Raw genomic sequence first — 12,660 nt, forward strand, 5'->3', positions numbered from 1 at the left:
TCCCCTGCCGGAACAGCGATCCTGCCCCGCGCGGCGGGACGATGCCAGAGGGTCTGTAAGCCGGGTTCTGTCCATCCCCTTTCGGGGACTGGGCGACCATTCCTCTCGGACGACGCTTGCGCGCCGCCTCCAGCAACCAACCCGGGCAGCGGGTGGGAACACACCCCGGTGCGCGTCGCCGCGCCCCATGCCGCCCCTATTCGGTCTTGCTCCCGGTGGGGTTTGCCGTGCCGCTGCCGTTACCGGCCGCGCGGTGCGCTCTTGCCGCACCCTTTCACCCTTACCTGCCGCGAAGGCAGGCGGTCTGCTCTCTGTGGCACTGTCCCTGGGGTCGCCCCCGCCGGGCGTTACCCGGCACCGTCGTTCCGCGGAGCCCGGACTTTCCTCGACACATGCACGGCATGCGACGCGGCCGCCCGACCCTCTGGCACGGTCCCCTTACTCGTCCCCTTGCGGCTTGGGAAGCAGCAGCGCGAGCAGCAGCATGCGGCATTCGGCGTCGATCTCGCCATCGACCAGTTCGGGGCGGAAGCGGCGCTGGAACGCCATCGTCGCCGCAAGCGGGTCCGAGACGTCGTACCCGAAGCGTTCGAGCGCGAGCAGGAAGCCCGCGCGCGTCCACATCGGGTCCATCAGCTTCTGCGTCGGGCGCGGCAGCGCAAGCCGCAGCCGGGCGAGCCGCCCCCAGGGAAACAACTCGCCGGGATCGCGCTTGCGCAGCGGCGCGACGTCGGAATGGCCGACGACATTGCCGCGCGTGATCGCATGGCGATCCTTCACCGCGGCGACGAGGCGGACGACGGCATCGACCTGCGCCTCGGGAAAGGGGCGATATCCCCATTCGTGACCGGGATTGACGATCTCGATCCCCACGCTCGCGGAATTGATATCGGTGAGGCCGCGCCAGTGCGAGCGGCCCGCGTGCCACGCCCGTTTATCCTCGTCGACGAGGCGGAAGATGCGGCCGTCCTCCTCGACCAGATAATGCGCCGACACCTTCGCCTCCGGATCGCACAATCGCGCGAGCGCGGCGGCGCCATCCTGCATCCCGGTATAATGCAGCACGATCATGCTGATCGGCAGCGTCCGCTCGTCGAAGTTCGGCGAGGGCATGTCGAGGAAGGTCATGCCCGTCGATTAGCCGAAGGCGCGCCGGCGCGTAAGAGGCGGCGCGCGCAAGGCCTCAGGCGGCGGCGATACCGGCGGCGGGGCCGGTCACGCGCTCGTACAGCCCGCGCAACGTGCGGCTGGGAACGAAGGCGTCGGTCTGGCCGATGACCGTCTCGCCTGCGCCGAGCACCAGCATGCCCCCCGGCCGCAGCGCCCGGGCGAAGCGGCCGAACACCTCGCCTTTCGTCTGCGGCGAAAAATAGAGCAGCACGTTGCGGCACAACAGGATGTCGAACTGGCCAGGCGCAGGGTCGGCGGCCAGATTGTGGCGGCGGACCGTGATCGCGCGCAGCAGTTCGGGCTTGGCGGCCCAGTCGTCACCCGCCGCATCGAACCAGCGCATCATGCGCCGGATCGGCAGGCCACGCTGGATCTCGAATTGCGAATAGCGCCCCGCACGGGTGCGCGCCACGGCGACCTCGGACACGTCGGTCGCGACGATATCGGGCATCCGCACGCCCGTGTCGTGCGCGCGTTCGGCGAACAGCATCGCCAGCGACAGCGGCTCCTGCCCGCTGGAACAGCCGGCACACCAGATGCGCGGGTGCCGGCCGCTCGCCTCGATCGCCTCCACCGCCTCGACCACCAGGTCGAACACCGGTGCCTCGCGGAAGAAGGACGTTTCGCCGTTGACGAGCGCATCGACGATCTGGTCGCCGAGGGCCTGGTCGTTGCGGTCGAGCAGCAACGCGACGAGCTGGTCGAGCGTGCCGAGCCCGCGGGCACGCAGCAGCGGCTTGAGCGCGGTATCGATCCGCCATGAGCGATAGGCGGCTATCTGCTGGCCCGTCCGCACTTCCAGCAAACTGCTGAACACGTTGAGCGCAAGTTGCGAGATCGCGGCGGATGCGGGTGGCGGCGCGGACGCGGCAGGCAGGCGTGACGGCATCAGGGACGCGCCCCGCTGATCGCGAGACGGCCGATGGCGTCGGGGGTCAGGATCGCATCGGCCGCACCGATCGCCGCGACCGCGCCCGGCATGCCCCAGACCACCGACGTCGTCTGATCCTGCACGACGACGCAGCCGCCGGCCTCGCGCACAGCCTTGGCGCCTTCCGCACCGTCCCGCCCCATGCCGCTGAGGACGATCGCGAGCATCCGCGCACCGAATACCGCGGCGGCCGATGCGAACATCGGATCAACCGACGGCAGGCAGCCGCTGGCCGCCGGCGCGTGGGACAGCCGGATCGCCGCCGCGCCATCGGGGAGCGCGACGCAGCGCAGATGCGCATCGCCCGGCGCGACGACGATGCGGCCCGGCTGCACGCGCATGAGGTCGGTCGCGACATCGCACGGCCGCCCGGACAGCGTCGCGATCTGCGCCGCGAAATAGGGCATGAACGATGCCGGCAGATGCTGCGTGATGAGGATCGGCACGCGGAACGTCGCCGGTAGGGCGCGCAGCAACTGGCTGAGTGCGTGGATGCCCCCGGTCGATGCGCCGATGGCGACGAGGTCATAGTCGCTGCGCCCCCGCCCGGCGGCGGAGACCGGGGCGATGGGCGGCAGCGCCGCGGGCAGCGGCGGCACGTCCAGGCCGCTATGGCCCAGCCGCACCAGCTTGCCGATCAGCCCGTCCCCGAACGCGGCCATCCGTTCGCCGGCCGCCGGCTTAACGAGCGTGTCGGCGGCGCCGAGCGCCAGCGCCTGCAACGTGCTCTCCGCACCCTCGCCGGCCTGGGCGGACACGACGAGGATCTTGGCACCGCGACCCGCGGCGATCAGATCGGGCAAGGCGGTCAGCCCGTCGATGCCGGGCATCTGCAGGTCGAGCAGGACGAGGTCGACACGCTCCTGCGCGAGCAGCGCGAGCGCGGCCGATGCGGTTGCGACGCTGCCCTTCACCGCAAAGCGGGCGTCCGCTTCGACGATGCGCGTCATCACCGCACGGGCGACCGCCGAATCATCGACGATCAGCACGCGCAGCGGCGGATCGACGTCCTGCGGCTCAAGGCGGGGGGTGGCGACGGCCATGGCAGCACGGTTGCCGGGTTCAGGCCATGCCCACGATATGGAGTTTCGATTCGAGCGTATCGCGATCGAACGGCTTCATCACATATTCGTCGGCGCCCGCCTCGATCGCGGCGCGGATGTACGCCATGCCATTCTCGGTCGTGCAGAAGACGACCTTCGGCCGGGTCGGGATATTCGAATCGCGTAGCGCCCGCAGGAAATCCATCCCGCTCATCACCGGCATGTTCCAGTCGAGCAGGATGACGTCGGGCGCCGCGGCCATGCAGGAATCGAGCGCTTCGCGCCCGTCGCACGCCTCGGTGACGGTGAAGTCGAGCGTCTCGAGGATATGGCGGGCGACTTTGCGGATCACCTTGGAATCGTCGACGACGAGGCAGGTCTTCATGCGGTGCGGGCCTTTTTGCTGCGAATCGCGCGACTAGGGATATGCGCCGGCAAGCGTAAGCGTCGCGTTAAGCCGCGAGCGGCTGTGGCAGAGGCTGGGGCAGCGGCTGGGGCAGCGGCACGAGACGGGCGAGGTCGATGACGAGGATCGGCTCGCCATCGCGCTCCACCATGGCGTTGCCCGCCGCCGCCCAGCCGCGATCGAGCGCGAGGCCCGACGACAGGGGCTGGCGGACGAAGGACGCGACATCCTCCAGCGCATCGACCAGCATCGCATAATGATGCCCGTCGACGCGGGTGATGATCGCGCGGCGCGCGTCTGCCGGCATCGGATCGAGTCCCAGCGCCAGGCAGGTGTCGATGACGGTGACGACGCGGCTGCGCAGCGCGGTAAGGCCACGCACCGAGCCGGGCGCGCGCGGCACCGCGACGACGGGCGCCAAATCGACGACCGAATCAATTTCGGTCGTGTCGATCGCGACGGCGCGGCCGGCGACATGCGCGATGAGGAACAGGTCCATCGTCATTCTCCCACCGCGCGCGCGAGCGCCGCGATCAGCGCCGGGCGATCATAGCGATAGATGCTGGTCGCAGCGCCGTTGCGTTCGCGGCGCAGGCGCAGCACGGGCGCGCCACCGCCGTCCAGCAGCAGCGTCGCCTGACCGGGTCGATCCGCCGGGCCATCCATCGTGACGACGACATCGGCGCTGGCGCCGGGCGGCACGTGCGCGACGCAGCGATAGCCCGCCGCCTCGATCGTCGGGCGCAGGAAGGTTTCCATCCAGCCGCTGCCGTCGGTGTGCAGCAGGCACAGCCGCTCCGATGGCGGCGCGACATCGGCGGCGGCGAAGAGCGCGAGCGGATCGACAAGCTCGACCTGCTCGCCCTCGACGATGACCACGCCGACGATCGCCCCCGGTGTCGTCGCCGCCGCGATATCGTGGGGCAGCGTGACGATCTCCATCGCTTCGTGAATGGCGTAGGCGAGTTCGGTATCGCCATCGGTCAGACGCAGCACGGGCACCTCGTCGCGATCGCGGATGGCGGCGACCGCGTGGAGCGGCACCAGACGGTCGCCGATCGCGAGGCGCAGGCGGCCGCCGGTATGGCGGATGGCGTCGACCGGCACCGGTTCGACCCGATCGATCGCGGCAAGCGGCAGCACGCGGCGCTCGCCGTCCAGATCCTCGAACAACAGCGCCGCGATGCCGGCTTCGGCCACGACTGCCTCCGCCTGGTCGGCCGCGACCGGCCGCTGAAAGCGCAGGCCGGCGACCGCGGCGATCCCCGCCCCGTCGAGCAGCAGCATCGGCAGCCCCGAATCGGGCAACGTCTGGCCGGCATAGACGCCGGTCGCCATCACCGCGGGCGCAGCGGGCTTCACCACCAGTTCCTCGGTATCGAGCACGGTGTCGATCGCCAGCGCATAATCGCCGTCGCGCGTCGCGACGATCGCGAGCTTGCCGTTCGCATCCTCCAGCCCGTCGACGCCGCCCAGCCCGAGCAGCCGGCCGAGCGCGACGAGCGGCAGGCGGCGACCGCGTACCGTCGCGACCGCGGCGTCGCCGACCCGGTCGATCCGCACCGCCTCGCCGCGCACGTTGAGGATCTCCTCGACCGACTGGCGCGCTATGGCGAAACGCTGGCCGCCAGCGCCGACCACGACGGTCGACATGATCGACAGCGTCAGCGGCACGTAGATAACGATCGTCAGCCCGCGTCCCGCCTGGTTGATCAACTCGATCCGGCCGCCGATATTTTCGAGGTTGGCGCGCACCACATCCATGCCGACGCCGCGTCCCGACACCGCGGTGACGGTGTCGCGGCTCGACAGGCCGGCATGAAAGACGAGATCGAGGCGCGCCTTGGCGTCCATCGCCGCGATCTCGGCGGGCGTGTGAAGCTTTTGCGCGATCGCCTTGGCGGCGAGGCGTTCGGTATCGATGCCGCGGCCGTCGTCGGCGATCTCGATCAGGATCTGGTTGCCCGACTGGCGCGCGGACACGGTAAGCCGGCCGGCGTCGCGCTTGCCCGCGGCGCGGCGGTCACCCGGCGCCTCGATCCCGTGATCGACCGCGTTGCGGATGATGTGGACGAGCGGATCGCGCATCAGCTCGATCATCTCGCGGTCGAGTTCGACGTCCGATCCCTCGATGCTCAGCTGCACCTGCTTGCCGAGTTCGGCGGCGGTGTCGCGGACCATGCGCGGCAGCGCGGAAAATAGCGCCTCCACCTTTTGCATGCGCGTGCGCGTCACCGTGTCGCGCATCTCGGCGACGGTCAGCGACAGGCGTTCCAGCGCCGCCTCGACCAGCGGGTCGACCTGTTCGTCGCGCAGCCGGCGGGCGAGTTCATTTCGCGCCAACACCATTTCCGACATGCTGCTCATCATTCGATCGAGCAGGTCGACGTTGAGACGGACGGAGCGGCTGTTGAGGCGCGGCGCGGCGGCCTGCACCTGCGTCGCGGTTGGGCCGGCATCATCCTCCAGCGCGGCGATGAGCAGGTCTTCGCTCGAATCATCCAGACTGGCGCCCGAATCGATCGCTTCCACCAGTTCGCCGATGCGGTCGACCACCGCGAGCACCGCGTTGACGAGCCCGGTGTCGGGCGTACGCTTGCCGTCGCGCACCGCGGCGAGCACGTCTTCGGCCGCATGGCTGAGCCGGGCAAGGCGGGGCAGGTCGAGGAAGCCGCAGCTACCCTTCACCGTATGGACGAAGCGGAAGATCGCATCGAGGCGCGCGCGATCGGTCGGCTGCGCCTCCCACGCGACGATCTCGCCCGAGAGCGCCTCCAGCGTCTCGCGCGTCTCGGCGATGAAATCCTGAAGCAGGTCGTCCATGGGCCCCCGTCGGTTCGGGAGCGTCATGGAGGGACAAGGGTTAAGACGGGGTTAGTCGTCGAAGGCGCCGGATCAACCGGCGTTGAACACCGCGCCAAGGATCATGACGTTCTCCGCCGGTTCCGAGACCTGCACCGCACCGCCCGCCTCCGCGACGAGGGTATGGACGAGATAGGCGGCAGCGGCGCGCGGCGTCACATCGCTTTCGCGCGCGCCATCGGTCAGTGTGGCGCGGATATCGGGGTCGAGGATGATGCGCGGCCCCTCGATCTTCACCGCGATCTCGATCTGGCCGCCATTCTCCTCGCCCGCGACGTCGAGCGTGCCGCCGCGCACCAGCGCCTCGTTGGCGATGAGCGCGAGGTTGAGCAGCACCTTGATCGCGGTCTTGGGCAGGGCATCGCCCTCGACCAGCCAGCCGAGCGTCGTACGTTTGGCATCGGCGAGCAGGCCCTCGATCGCGGTCTTCGCCTCGCGCACGTCGATCCGCTCGCCGAAGCCGCCGCCCGCACCGAACGCGAGGCGGAAGAACTTGAGCTTGTTCGCCGACGTGCGGGCGCTCTCGCTGAGCAGCGCGAAGACGCGGGCGCGCATCTCTTCGTCGGGTTCGTCGCCGAGCAGTTCGAGCCCGTTGTTGAGCGCACCGACGGGCGAGAGCAGGTCGTGGCACAGCCGCGAACAGAGCAGGCTGGCGAAATCGACCGGGCTGACGGACATGCTGTTCCCTTTGTTGCTGCTGCGTGTGTGGCGGAGGTGTGGTGGGGGCGCAAGGGTTGCGATCACCCTCACCCTTCCCACGCGCTTTCAGCGCGCGGGCCCCTTCCCTCTCCCGATACTGGAGGGAGGCGCGAAGCGCCGGAAGGGTGCCGGAAGGGTTGGCGTGATCGCGACAGGATCGAACCGCCCTTCCACCTCCCCTGCGGCGACTGCCCGCCACGCGCGGACCTCGCGGCCACCCACGATCAGCCACACCATGCCGTCCGGCATCGCGTCCGCCGCATCGCGCGGCGACGGCACCGCGACGCCGCTGGGGTGCGAATGATAATGACCGATCACCGGCGCCTCCCCTGCCCTTGCTGTCCGATGCGCCGCCAGCAGCGCAGCAGGGTCGATCTCGAACCGCCGGGCGGGCTCGTCCGCCACGTTGTCGCACGCCACGACCGCCTCGACGCAGCCATCGCGGCCGAGCAGCAGCCCGCACACCTCCACATCCGACGTCGCCGCCGCATGCGCCCGGATTTGGTCGAGCAGGTCGCTTGATATCCTCAGCATCGTTCCCACATCGTTACGGTATGGACCGGGGGGTTTCCATCATCGATGCGACGATCACGCCGGCGGCGGATGGCTGGCGGCTGGACCGTGCGCTGGCCGACGCCGTGCCGACGCTGTCGCGCGAGCGGCTGAAGGTGCTGATCAACGCGGGCGCGGTGTCGCAGGGCGAACGGCTGGTCCGCGATCCCGCCAAGCGCGCCGCCGCGGGCGAGCGGTTCGCGGTGACGGTGCCGAACCCGACGCCGGCGCATAACGAGGCGCAGGATATCCCGCTCGTCGTCGCGTATGAGGACGAGCATCTGATCGTGGTCGACAAGCCGGCGGGGCTGGTCGTCCACCCGGCGGCGGGCAACCTCGACGGGACATTGGTCAACGCGCTGCTCCATCACTGCCAGGGCAGCCTGTCGGGCATCGGCGGCGTCGCGCGTCCGGGGATCGTCCACCGCATCGACAAGGATACCAGCGGGCTGATGGTGGCCGCCAAGACCGACCGCGCGCACGAGGGGCTGGCGCGCCAGTTCCACGACCACAGCATCGACCGCCGGTATCGGGCGATCACCGGCGGTATTCCGCGCCCGCCGGCGGGCACGGTGGACGCGCCACTCGCCCGATCGCCCGCCAATCGCAAGAAGATCGCGATCCAGGCGCACGGCAAGCGCGCGGTGACGCATTACACGACGATCCAGCCGCTGCGCGACGCCGCGCTGGTGGAATGCCGGCTGGAGACGGGCCGCACGCATCAGGTGCGCGTCCACATGGCCTCGATCGGGCACGCCTTGCTGGGTGACCCGGTCTATGGTAGAACAAAAGGTGGTCAGAAAGCGCTACTCGAAACCCTCGGTTTCCGCCGTCAGGCCTTGCATGCGGCGCATCTGGGGTTCATCCACCCGATCCGGGGCGATGCCCTGGCCTTCGAGAGCGCGATGCCTGCGGATATGCAGGAACTGTTCACCGAGCTTCACGTATAGGTTCGCGTCCTCCGTCGCCGCGGTGCGGGACGGACGACCCCAGGAAAGGGAGAAGACGATCATGGCAGCCCGCAGCAACGTCCCCGCGACGATTCCTGCCCTCGGCGGCGAGCAGAGCCTCAACCGCTACCTCGCCGAGATCAAGAAATTCCCGATCCTGGCGCCCGAGCAGGAATATATGCTCGCCAAACGCTTTCAGGAGCATGGCGATACCGAGGCGGCGGCGCAGCTCGTCACCAGCCATCTGCGCCTCGTCGCGAAGATCGCGATGGGCTATCGCGGCTATGGCCTGCCGACGTCGGAGTTGATCTCCGAGGGCAACATCGGTCTGATGCAGGGCGTCAAGAAGTTCGAACCCGATCGCGGCTTCCGCCTCGCCACCTACGCGATGTGGTGGATCCGCGCGTCGATCCAGGAATATATCCTGCGCTCGTGGAGCCTCGTGAAGATGGGCACCACCGCGGCGCAGAAGAAGCTGTTCTTCAACCTCAGGCGGATGAAGTCCAAGCTCGACGCGTTCGAGGACGGCGACCTGAAGCCGGAGGACGTCGCCAAGATCGCCACCGACCTCGGCGTCAACGAGGACGAGGTGATCAGCATGAACCGCCGCATGGCGATGGGCGGCGACACGTCGCTCAACGTCTCGATGCGCGAGGATGGCGAGGGCCAGTGGCAGGACTGGTTGGCGGATGACGGCCCCTTGCAGGACCAGGTCGTCGCGGAGGCGCAGGAAGCCGATGTCCGCCACGATATGCTCGTCAGCGCGATGGACGACCTCAACGACCGCGAGAAGCATATCCTGACCGAACGTCGCCTGACCGACGATCCCAAGACGCTGGAGGAGCTGAGCCAGGTCTATGGCGTGTCGCGTGAACGCGTCCGCCAGATCGAGGTGCGCGCGTTCGAGAAGCTGCAGAAGGCGATGATGCGCATCGCCGGCGAGAAGCGGCTGCTGGCCGCGGCCTGACCGCATGCGCACCGTCGTTATCGGCGGCGGTGCGGCCGGGATCGCGGCAGCGCGGCGGCTGCACGATGCGGGCGCCGAGGTTCTGGTGGTCGAGGCGGGTGCGGTACTGGGCGGACGGGCGCGGACGTGGTCCTTGGCGCTGCCGGATTGGGTGGGTGCGCCGGATGGTAGCGCTGCCCGATCCGAATTGCCGCCTCCCCACGTCCCTCACCTGGGTCCCGGCCTTCGCCGGGGTAATACTGAATCGGGTGGCAGCGAGCCTACCATCCCCGTCGACGCCGGCTGCGGCTGGCTCCACTCCGCGCGCCGCAATCCATGGACGACGATCGCAGAGCGCGAAGGCTTCGCTGTCGACCGCTCCTCTCCCAACTGGGGGGTGCAGTGGCGCGACCTCGGCTTTCCGCCGGACGAGCAGCGGGCGTTTCAGGACGCCTATGTGCGGTTCGAGACCACCGCGCATGCCGCGCTGCACGGCCCCGACCGGCCGCTGTCCGCCTTCGTCGCACCGGACGATCCGTGGCGTCCGATGATCGATGCCATTTCGGGCTACGCCAATGGCGCGCCGCTGGATCGCGTCTCGCTGCACGACTGGGCGGCGTATGAGGATGCGGCGACCGACGACAATTGGGCGCTGCCCGCGGGCTACGGCACGCTGATCGCGCAGCATGCGCCGGGCGTGGCGATACGGCTCGACACGCCCGTTACCCGCGTCGACCATCGCGGCCGGACGATCCGCCTCGACACCCCCGCCGGCACGATCGAGGCGGACCGTGTCATCCTCGCGCTGCCGACGACCGCTTATGCCGCCATCGCCTTCGACCCGCCGCTGCCCGACAAGCAGCAGGCGGCAGCCGACCTGCCGCTCGGCCTGGCGGACAAGGTGTTTTTGGCGGTCGACCGGCCCGAATGGCCCGCGCACGCGCATCTGACCGGCGATCCGCATCGGGCTTGCACCGCCAGCCATCGCCTGTCGCCGTTCGGGCGGCCGATCGTCGAAAGCTTCTTCGGCGGCGCCTGCGCGGAAGGGATGCGAACGCGCGACGACGCTATCGCCTTTGCGATCGACGAACTCGTCGCCCTGCTCGGCAGCGACTGGCGCCACCGCCTACACCCGCTCGCCGCGACGCACTGGCGCGACGAACCGCATATCCACGGCAGCTACAGCCACGCGCGCGTCGGCCGCGCGGAGGCACGCGCGCTGCTCGCGGCGCCCGTCGACGAGCGCCTGTTCTTCGCGGGCGAGGCGTGCTCGCTCCGCGACTTCTCCACCGCACACGGCGCCTATGCGACCGGTATCGCGGCGGCGGAGGCGATCCTGGCCACGCGTCAGGGCTGATCCGCGCTGCCGCGGCGATTGGGCATGCGGGTCGCGCCCGCGTCGCGATCGCCATCGCGGCTCCAACCGATCCGCTGCAGCACCAGATTAAGGGTGAGCAGCAAAGTCGCCGCCGCCGCGGCCAGCGCAAGGAGCCGCCATTGCCCCGCCCCTGCCGCGATCCCGCCCGCCGCCGCCATCCACAGACTGGCTGCCGTCGTCATGTTGCGCACGTCGCCGCCGCGCACGAAGATCAGCCCGCCCGCGATGAAGCCGATCGCTTGCGCCAGCCCCTGAACGGCGCGCAGCGGATCGGCGTCGCCGCCGCGCGCATGCAGCGCGTCGAACAGCAGCAGCGCGGATAGCGTGATCGTCGCCGCGCTGAGCGCGGTGATCGCGTGCGTGCGGATGCCGGCGTCGTGACCGCGCCATTCGCGCTCCGCGCCCAGCACCAGCCCGAAAGCCAGCGCCGCCGCCAGTCGAAGCGCCAGGGGCCGCCAATCGTCCGCGATCAAGCCGTCCATGATGGACCAGCGCATGCCGGACGATGCCGTTCCCGCGCGGTCAGTCACCCTTGCGAAGCGGCGGCCGAGGCGGCACAGACGTGCGGATCATGGCCTTCGTCCTTCGCCTGTTCCTGAAAATCCTGCTCGGCTTCGTGCTGGTGTCGGTGCTGATGGTCGGCATCTATCGCTTCGTGCCCGTGCCCTTCACCTGGACGATGATGGGCGACGCGCTGCATGGTCGCGGGGTGACCAAGCAGTGGATGTCACTCGACGCGATGGACCCCGACATGGCGCGCGCCGCGATCGCGGGCGAGGACGCGCGCTTCTGCGAACACCACGGGTTCGACTGGAAGGGGATCGCCAGCGCCGCCTACAGCAATGCGAAAGGCAAAAGGCTGCGCGGCGGATCGACGATCAGCCAGCAGACCGCGAAGAACGTCTTCCTGTTCCAGGGCGGCGGCTATGTCCGCAAAGCGATCGAGGCCTATTTCACCGTGCTGATCGAGGCGCTGTGGGGCAAACGGCGGATCATAGAGGTGTACCTCAACGTCGCGGAGACGGGGATCGGCACCTATGGCGCGGATGCGGCGGCGATACGCTATTTCAACCACGACGCGACGCGGCTGAGCCCGACCGAGGCGGGGCGGATCGCGGCGGTGCTGCCGCTGCCCAAGAAGCGCGCGGCGATCGATCCGCATGGCTTCGTGCGCAGCCACGGCAACGCGCTGGCGCGGTACGTCGGAGTGGTGAGGCGCAACGGGCTGGACGCCTGCCTGCGGAAATAGCGGGCCCGTCTACCGCCGTCATCCCCGCGGAGGCGGGGATCCAGACGCGCGGAGCCCGGCGGGAAGCGCAACGGCGGCGTCTCTGGATTCCCGCCTTCGCGGGAAAATGACACGCGTGAACGCAGTGCCTAACCCCTCCCGCAAGCGGGAGGGGAATTGGGGTTTATTTGTTGGTGTCGATCGCGTCGCCCGCCTTGTCGGCGGTCTTCTCGACGCTCTTGGCGGCTGACGTGATCGCGCTGTTCTTCGCGCTCTCGCTGCCCTGATGCACGAACAGGAAATAGCCGCCGATCAGCACCGCGATCAGCAGCACGATCGCGATGGCGACGCCGCCACCGCCGCCGCGGCGCTCGATGATCGTAGTGTGCGTGGTCGGCGTTTCGACGATCCGATCCTGTACCATGACAAGGCTCCTCCTGTTGATGATGGGGAGCCCAACGCCGACCGGGCCGCGTGCGTTCCGCAGCCGTAACG

Annotated in this window: 14 protein-coding genes and 1 other RNA gene; 4 read left to right on the forward strand and 11 right to left on the reverse strand. The window is 69.4% G+C overall.

Translation table 11 applies throughout. The annotated features are described in order from the left end of the window. Positions 1-40 precede the first annotated feature (40 nt). The 9 genes from rnpB to DM480_RS00770 form a co-directional block, all read right to left on the reverse strand. Positions 41-428, reverse strand: an RNA gene (rnpB, locus tag DM480_RS00730) — RNase P RNA component class A. Between the two features lie 10 nt (positions 429-438). Continuing rightward, on the reverse strand, positions 439-1,128 hold the full coding sequence (locus DM480_RS00735) for an N-acetylmuramoyl-L-alanine amidase (protein WP_115377119.1): 690 nt from the start codon (positions 1,126-1,128) through the stop codon (positions 439-441). A 55-nt stretch (positions 1,129-1,183) separates the two neighbouring features. Beyond that, positions 1,184-2,059 carry a CheR family methyltransferase gene (locus DM480_RS00740; protein ID WP_115377120.1) on the reverse strand — a complete coding sequence of 292 codons (876 nt, stop codon included), beginning with the start codon at positions 2,057-2,059 and terminating at the stop codon, positions 1,184-1,186. After that, positions 2,059-3,144: a chemotaxis-specific protein-glutamate methyltransferase CheB gene (cheB, locus tag DM480_RS00745; protein ID WP_115377121.1), complete on the reverse strand. Its 1,086-nt coding sequence runs from the start codon at positions 3,142-3,144 to the stop codon at positions 2,059-2,061. The genes DM480_RS00740 and cheB overlap by 1 nt, the downstream gene beginning before the upstream one ends. A 19-nt stretch (positions 3,145-3,163) precedes the next feature. After that, positions 3,164-3,529: a response regulator gene (locus DM480_RS00750; RefSeq protein WP_115377122.1), complete on the reverse strand. Its 366-nt coding sequence runs from the start codon at positions 3,527-3,529 to the stop codon at positions 3,164-3,166. Between the two features lie 67 nt (positions 3,530-3,596). Next, positions 3,597-4,049 carry a chemotaxis protein CheW gene (locus tag DM480_RS00755; RefSeq protein ID WP_115377123.1) on the reverse strand — a complete coding sequence of 151 codons (453 nt, stop codon included), beginning with the start codon at positions 4,047-4,049 and terminating at the stop codon, positions 3,597-3,599. Positions 4,050-4,051: 2 nt separating this feature from the next. Then, positions 4,052-6,373: a chemotaxis protein CheA gene (locus DM480_RS00760; protein WP_115377124.1), complete on the reverse strand. Its 2,322-nt coding sequence runs from the start codon at positions 6,371-6,373 to the stop codon at positions 4,052-4,054. 72 nt (positions 6,374-6,445) lie between these two features. Then, a complete protein-coding gene (locus DM480_RS00765) occupies positions 6,446-7,090 on the reverse strand; it encodes a histidine phosphotransferase family protein (RefSeq protein WP_115377125.1) in 645 nt (214 codons plus the stop codon). Between the two features lie 87 nt (positions 7,091-7,177). Further along, positions 7,178-7,645, reverse strand: coding sequence for a Mov34/MPN/PAD-1 family protein (locus DM480_RS00770; protein ID WP_115380599.1), 468 nt, complete (start codon positions 7,643-7,645; stop codon positions 7,178-7,180). Between the two features lie 20 nt (positions 7,646-7,665). Here DM480_RS00770 and DM480_RS00775 point away from each other — a divergent pair, with 20 nt between their 5' ends. From DM480_RS00775 to DM480_RS00785, 3 genes are all read left to right on the forward strand, one after another. Continuing rightward, positions 7,666-8,613, forward strand: a complete 948-nt coding sequence (locus DM480_RS00775; RefSeq protein WP_115377126.1) for an RluA family pseudouridine synthase — start codon at positions 7,666-7,668, stop codon at positions 8,611-8,613. 61 nt (positions 8,614-8,674) lie between these two features. Continuing rightward, a complete protein-coding gene (gene rpoH / locus DM480_RS00780) occupies positions 8,675-9,580 on the forward strand; it encodes an RNA polymerase sigma factor RpoH (protein WP_115380601.1) in 906 nt (301 codons plus the stop codon). Positions 9,581-9,584: 4 nt separating this feature from the next. Further along, entirely contained in the window at positions 9,585-10,916 is a 1,332-nt protein-coding gene (locus DM480_RS00785) for a flavin monoamine oxidase family protein (RefSeq protein ID WP_115377127.1), read from the forward strand. On the opposite strand, the gene DM480_RS00790 is transcribed toward DM480_RS00785, so the two are convergent. Next, on the reverse strand, positions 10,907-11,434 hold the full coding sequence (locus tag DM480_RS00790) for an MgtC/SapB family protein (RefSeq protein WP_232834061.1): 528 nt from the start codon (positions 11,432-11,434) through the stop codon (positions 10,907-10,909). The two genes, DM480_RS00785 and DM480_RS00790, sit on opposite strands and share 10 nt — an antisense overlap. Before the next feature lie 74 nt (positions 11,435-11,508). Here DM480_RS00790 and mtgA point away from each other — a divergent pair, with 74 nt between their 5' ends. Further along, the gene (gene mtgA, locus DM480_RS00795; RefSeq protein WP_115377128.1) at positions 11,509-12,186 is read left to right on the forward strand and encodes a monofunctional biosynthetic peptidoglycan transglycosylase; all 678 of its coding nucleotides are present in this window, start codon (positions 11,509-11,511) and stop codon (positions 12,184-12,186) included. Positions 12,187-12,349: 163 nt separating this feature from the next. Here mtgA and DM480_RS00800 read toward each other — a convergent pair whose 3' ends face one another. Then, positions 12,350-12,589, reverse strand: a complete 240-nt coding sequence (locus DM480_RS00800) for a hypothetical protein (RefSeq protein WP_115377129.1) — start codon at positions 12,587-12,589, stop codon at positions 12,350-12,352. Between the last annotated feature and the right edge of the window lie 71 nt (positions 12,590-12,660).

It is taken from the genome of Sphingomonas sp. FARSPH, assembly GCF_003355005.1.
In the GTDB taxonomy this organism is placed as follows: Bacteria; Pseudomonadota; Alphaproteobacteria; order Sphingomonadales; family Sphingomonadaceae; genus Sphingomonas.

Excerpts from the sequence above, each read along its gene's own strand:
- DM480_RS00770 (WP_115380599.1), bottom strand. The coding sequence starts at position 7,645 with ATGCTGAGGATATCAAGCGACCTGCTCGACCAAATCCGGGCGCATGCG.
- rpoH (WP_115380601.1), top strand. The coding sequence starts at position 8,675 with ATGGCAGCCCGCAGCAACGTCCCCGCGACGATTCCTGCCCTCGGCGGC.
- DM480_RS00800 (WP_115377129.1), bottom strand. The coding sequence starts at position 12,589 with ATGGTACAGGATCGGATCGTCGAAACGCCGACCACGCACACTACGATC.
- mtgA (WP_115377128.1), top strand. The coding sequence starts at position 11,509 with ATGGCCTTCGTCCTTCGCCTGTTCCTGAAAATCCTGCTCGGCTTCGTG.
- DM480_RS00775 (WP_115377126.1), top strand. The coding sequence starts at position 7,666 with ATGGACCGGGGGGTTTCCATCATCGATGCGACGATCACGCCGGCGGCG.
- DM480_RS00735 (WP_115377119.1), bottom strand. The coding sequence starts at position 1,128 with ATGACCTTCCTCGACATGCCCTCGCCGAACTTCGACGAGCGGACGCTG.
- cheB (WP_115377121.1), bottom strand. The coding sequence starts at position 3,144 with ATGGCCGTCGCCACCCCCCGCCTTGAGCCGCAGGACGTCGATCCGCCG.
- DM480_RS00790 (WP_232834061.1), bottom strand. The coding sequence starts at position 11,434 with ATGCGCTGGTCCATCATGGACGGCTTGATCGCGGACGATTGGCGGCCC.
- DM480_RS00740 (WP_115377120.1), bottom strand. The coding sequence starts at position 2,059 with ATGCCGTCACGCCTGCCTGCCGCGTCCGCGCCGCCACCCGCATCCGCC.
- DM480_RS00750 (WP_115377122.1), bottom strand. The coding sequence starts at position 3,529 with ATGAAGACCTGCCTCGTCGTCGACGATTCCAAGGTGATCCGCAAAGTC.
- DM480_RS00755 (WP_115377123.1), bottom strand. The coding sequence starts at position 4,049 with ATGGACCTGTTCCTCATCGCGCATGTCGCCGGCCGCGCCGTCGCGATC.
- DM480_RS00765 (WP_115377125.1), bottom strand. The coding sequence starts at position 7,090 with ATGTCCGTCAGCCCGGTCGATTTCGCCAGCCTGCTCTGTTCGCGGCTG.
- DM480_RS00760 (WP_115377124.1), bottom strand. The coding sequence starts at position 6,373 with ATGGACGACCTGCTTCAGGATTTCATCGCCGAGACGCGCGAGACGCTG.
- DM480_RS00785 (WP_115377127.1), top strand. The coding sequence starts at position 9,585 with ATGCGCACCGTCGTTATCGGCGGCGGTGCGGCCGGGATCGCGGCAGCG.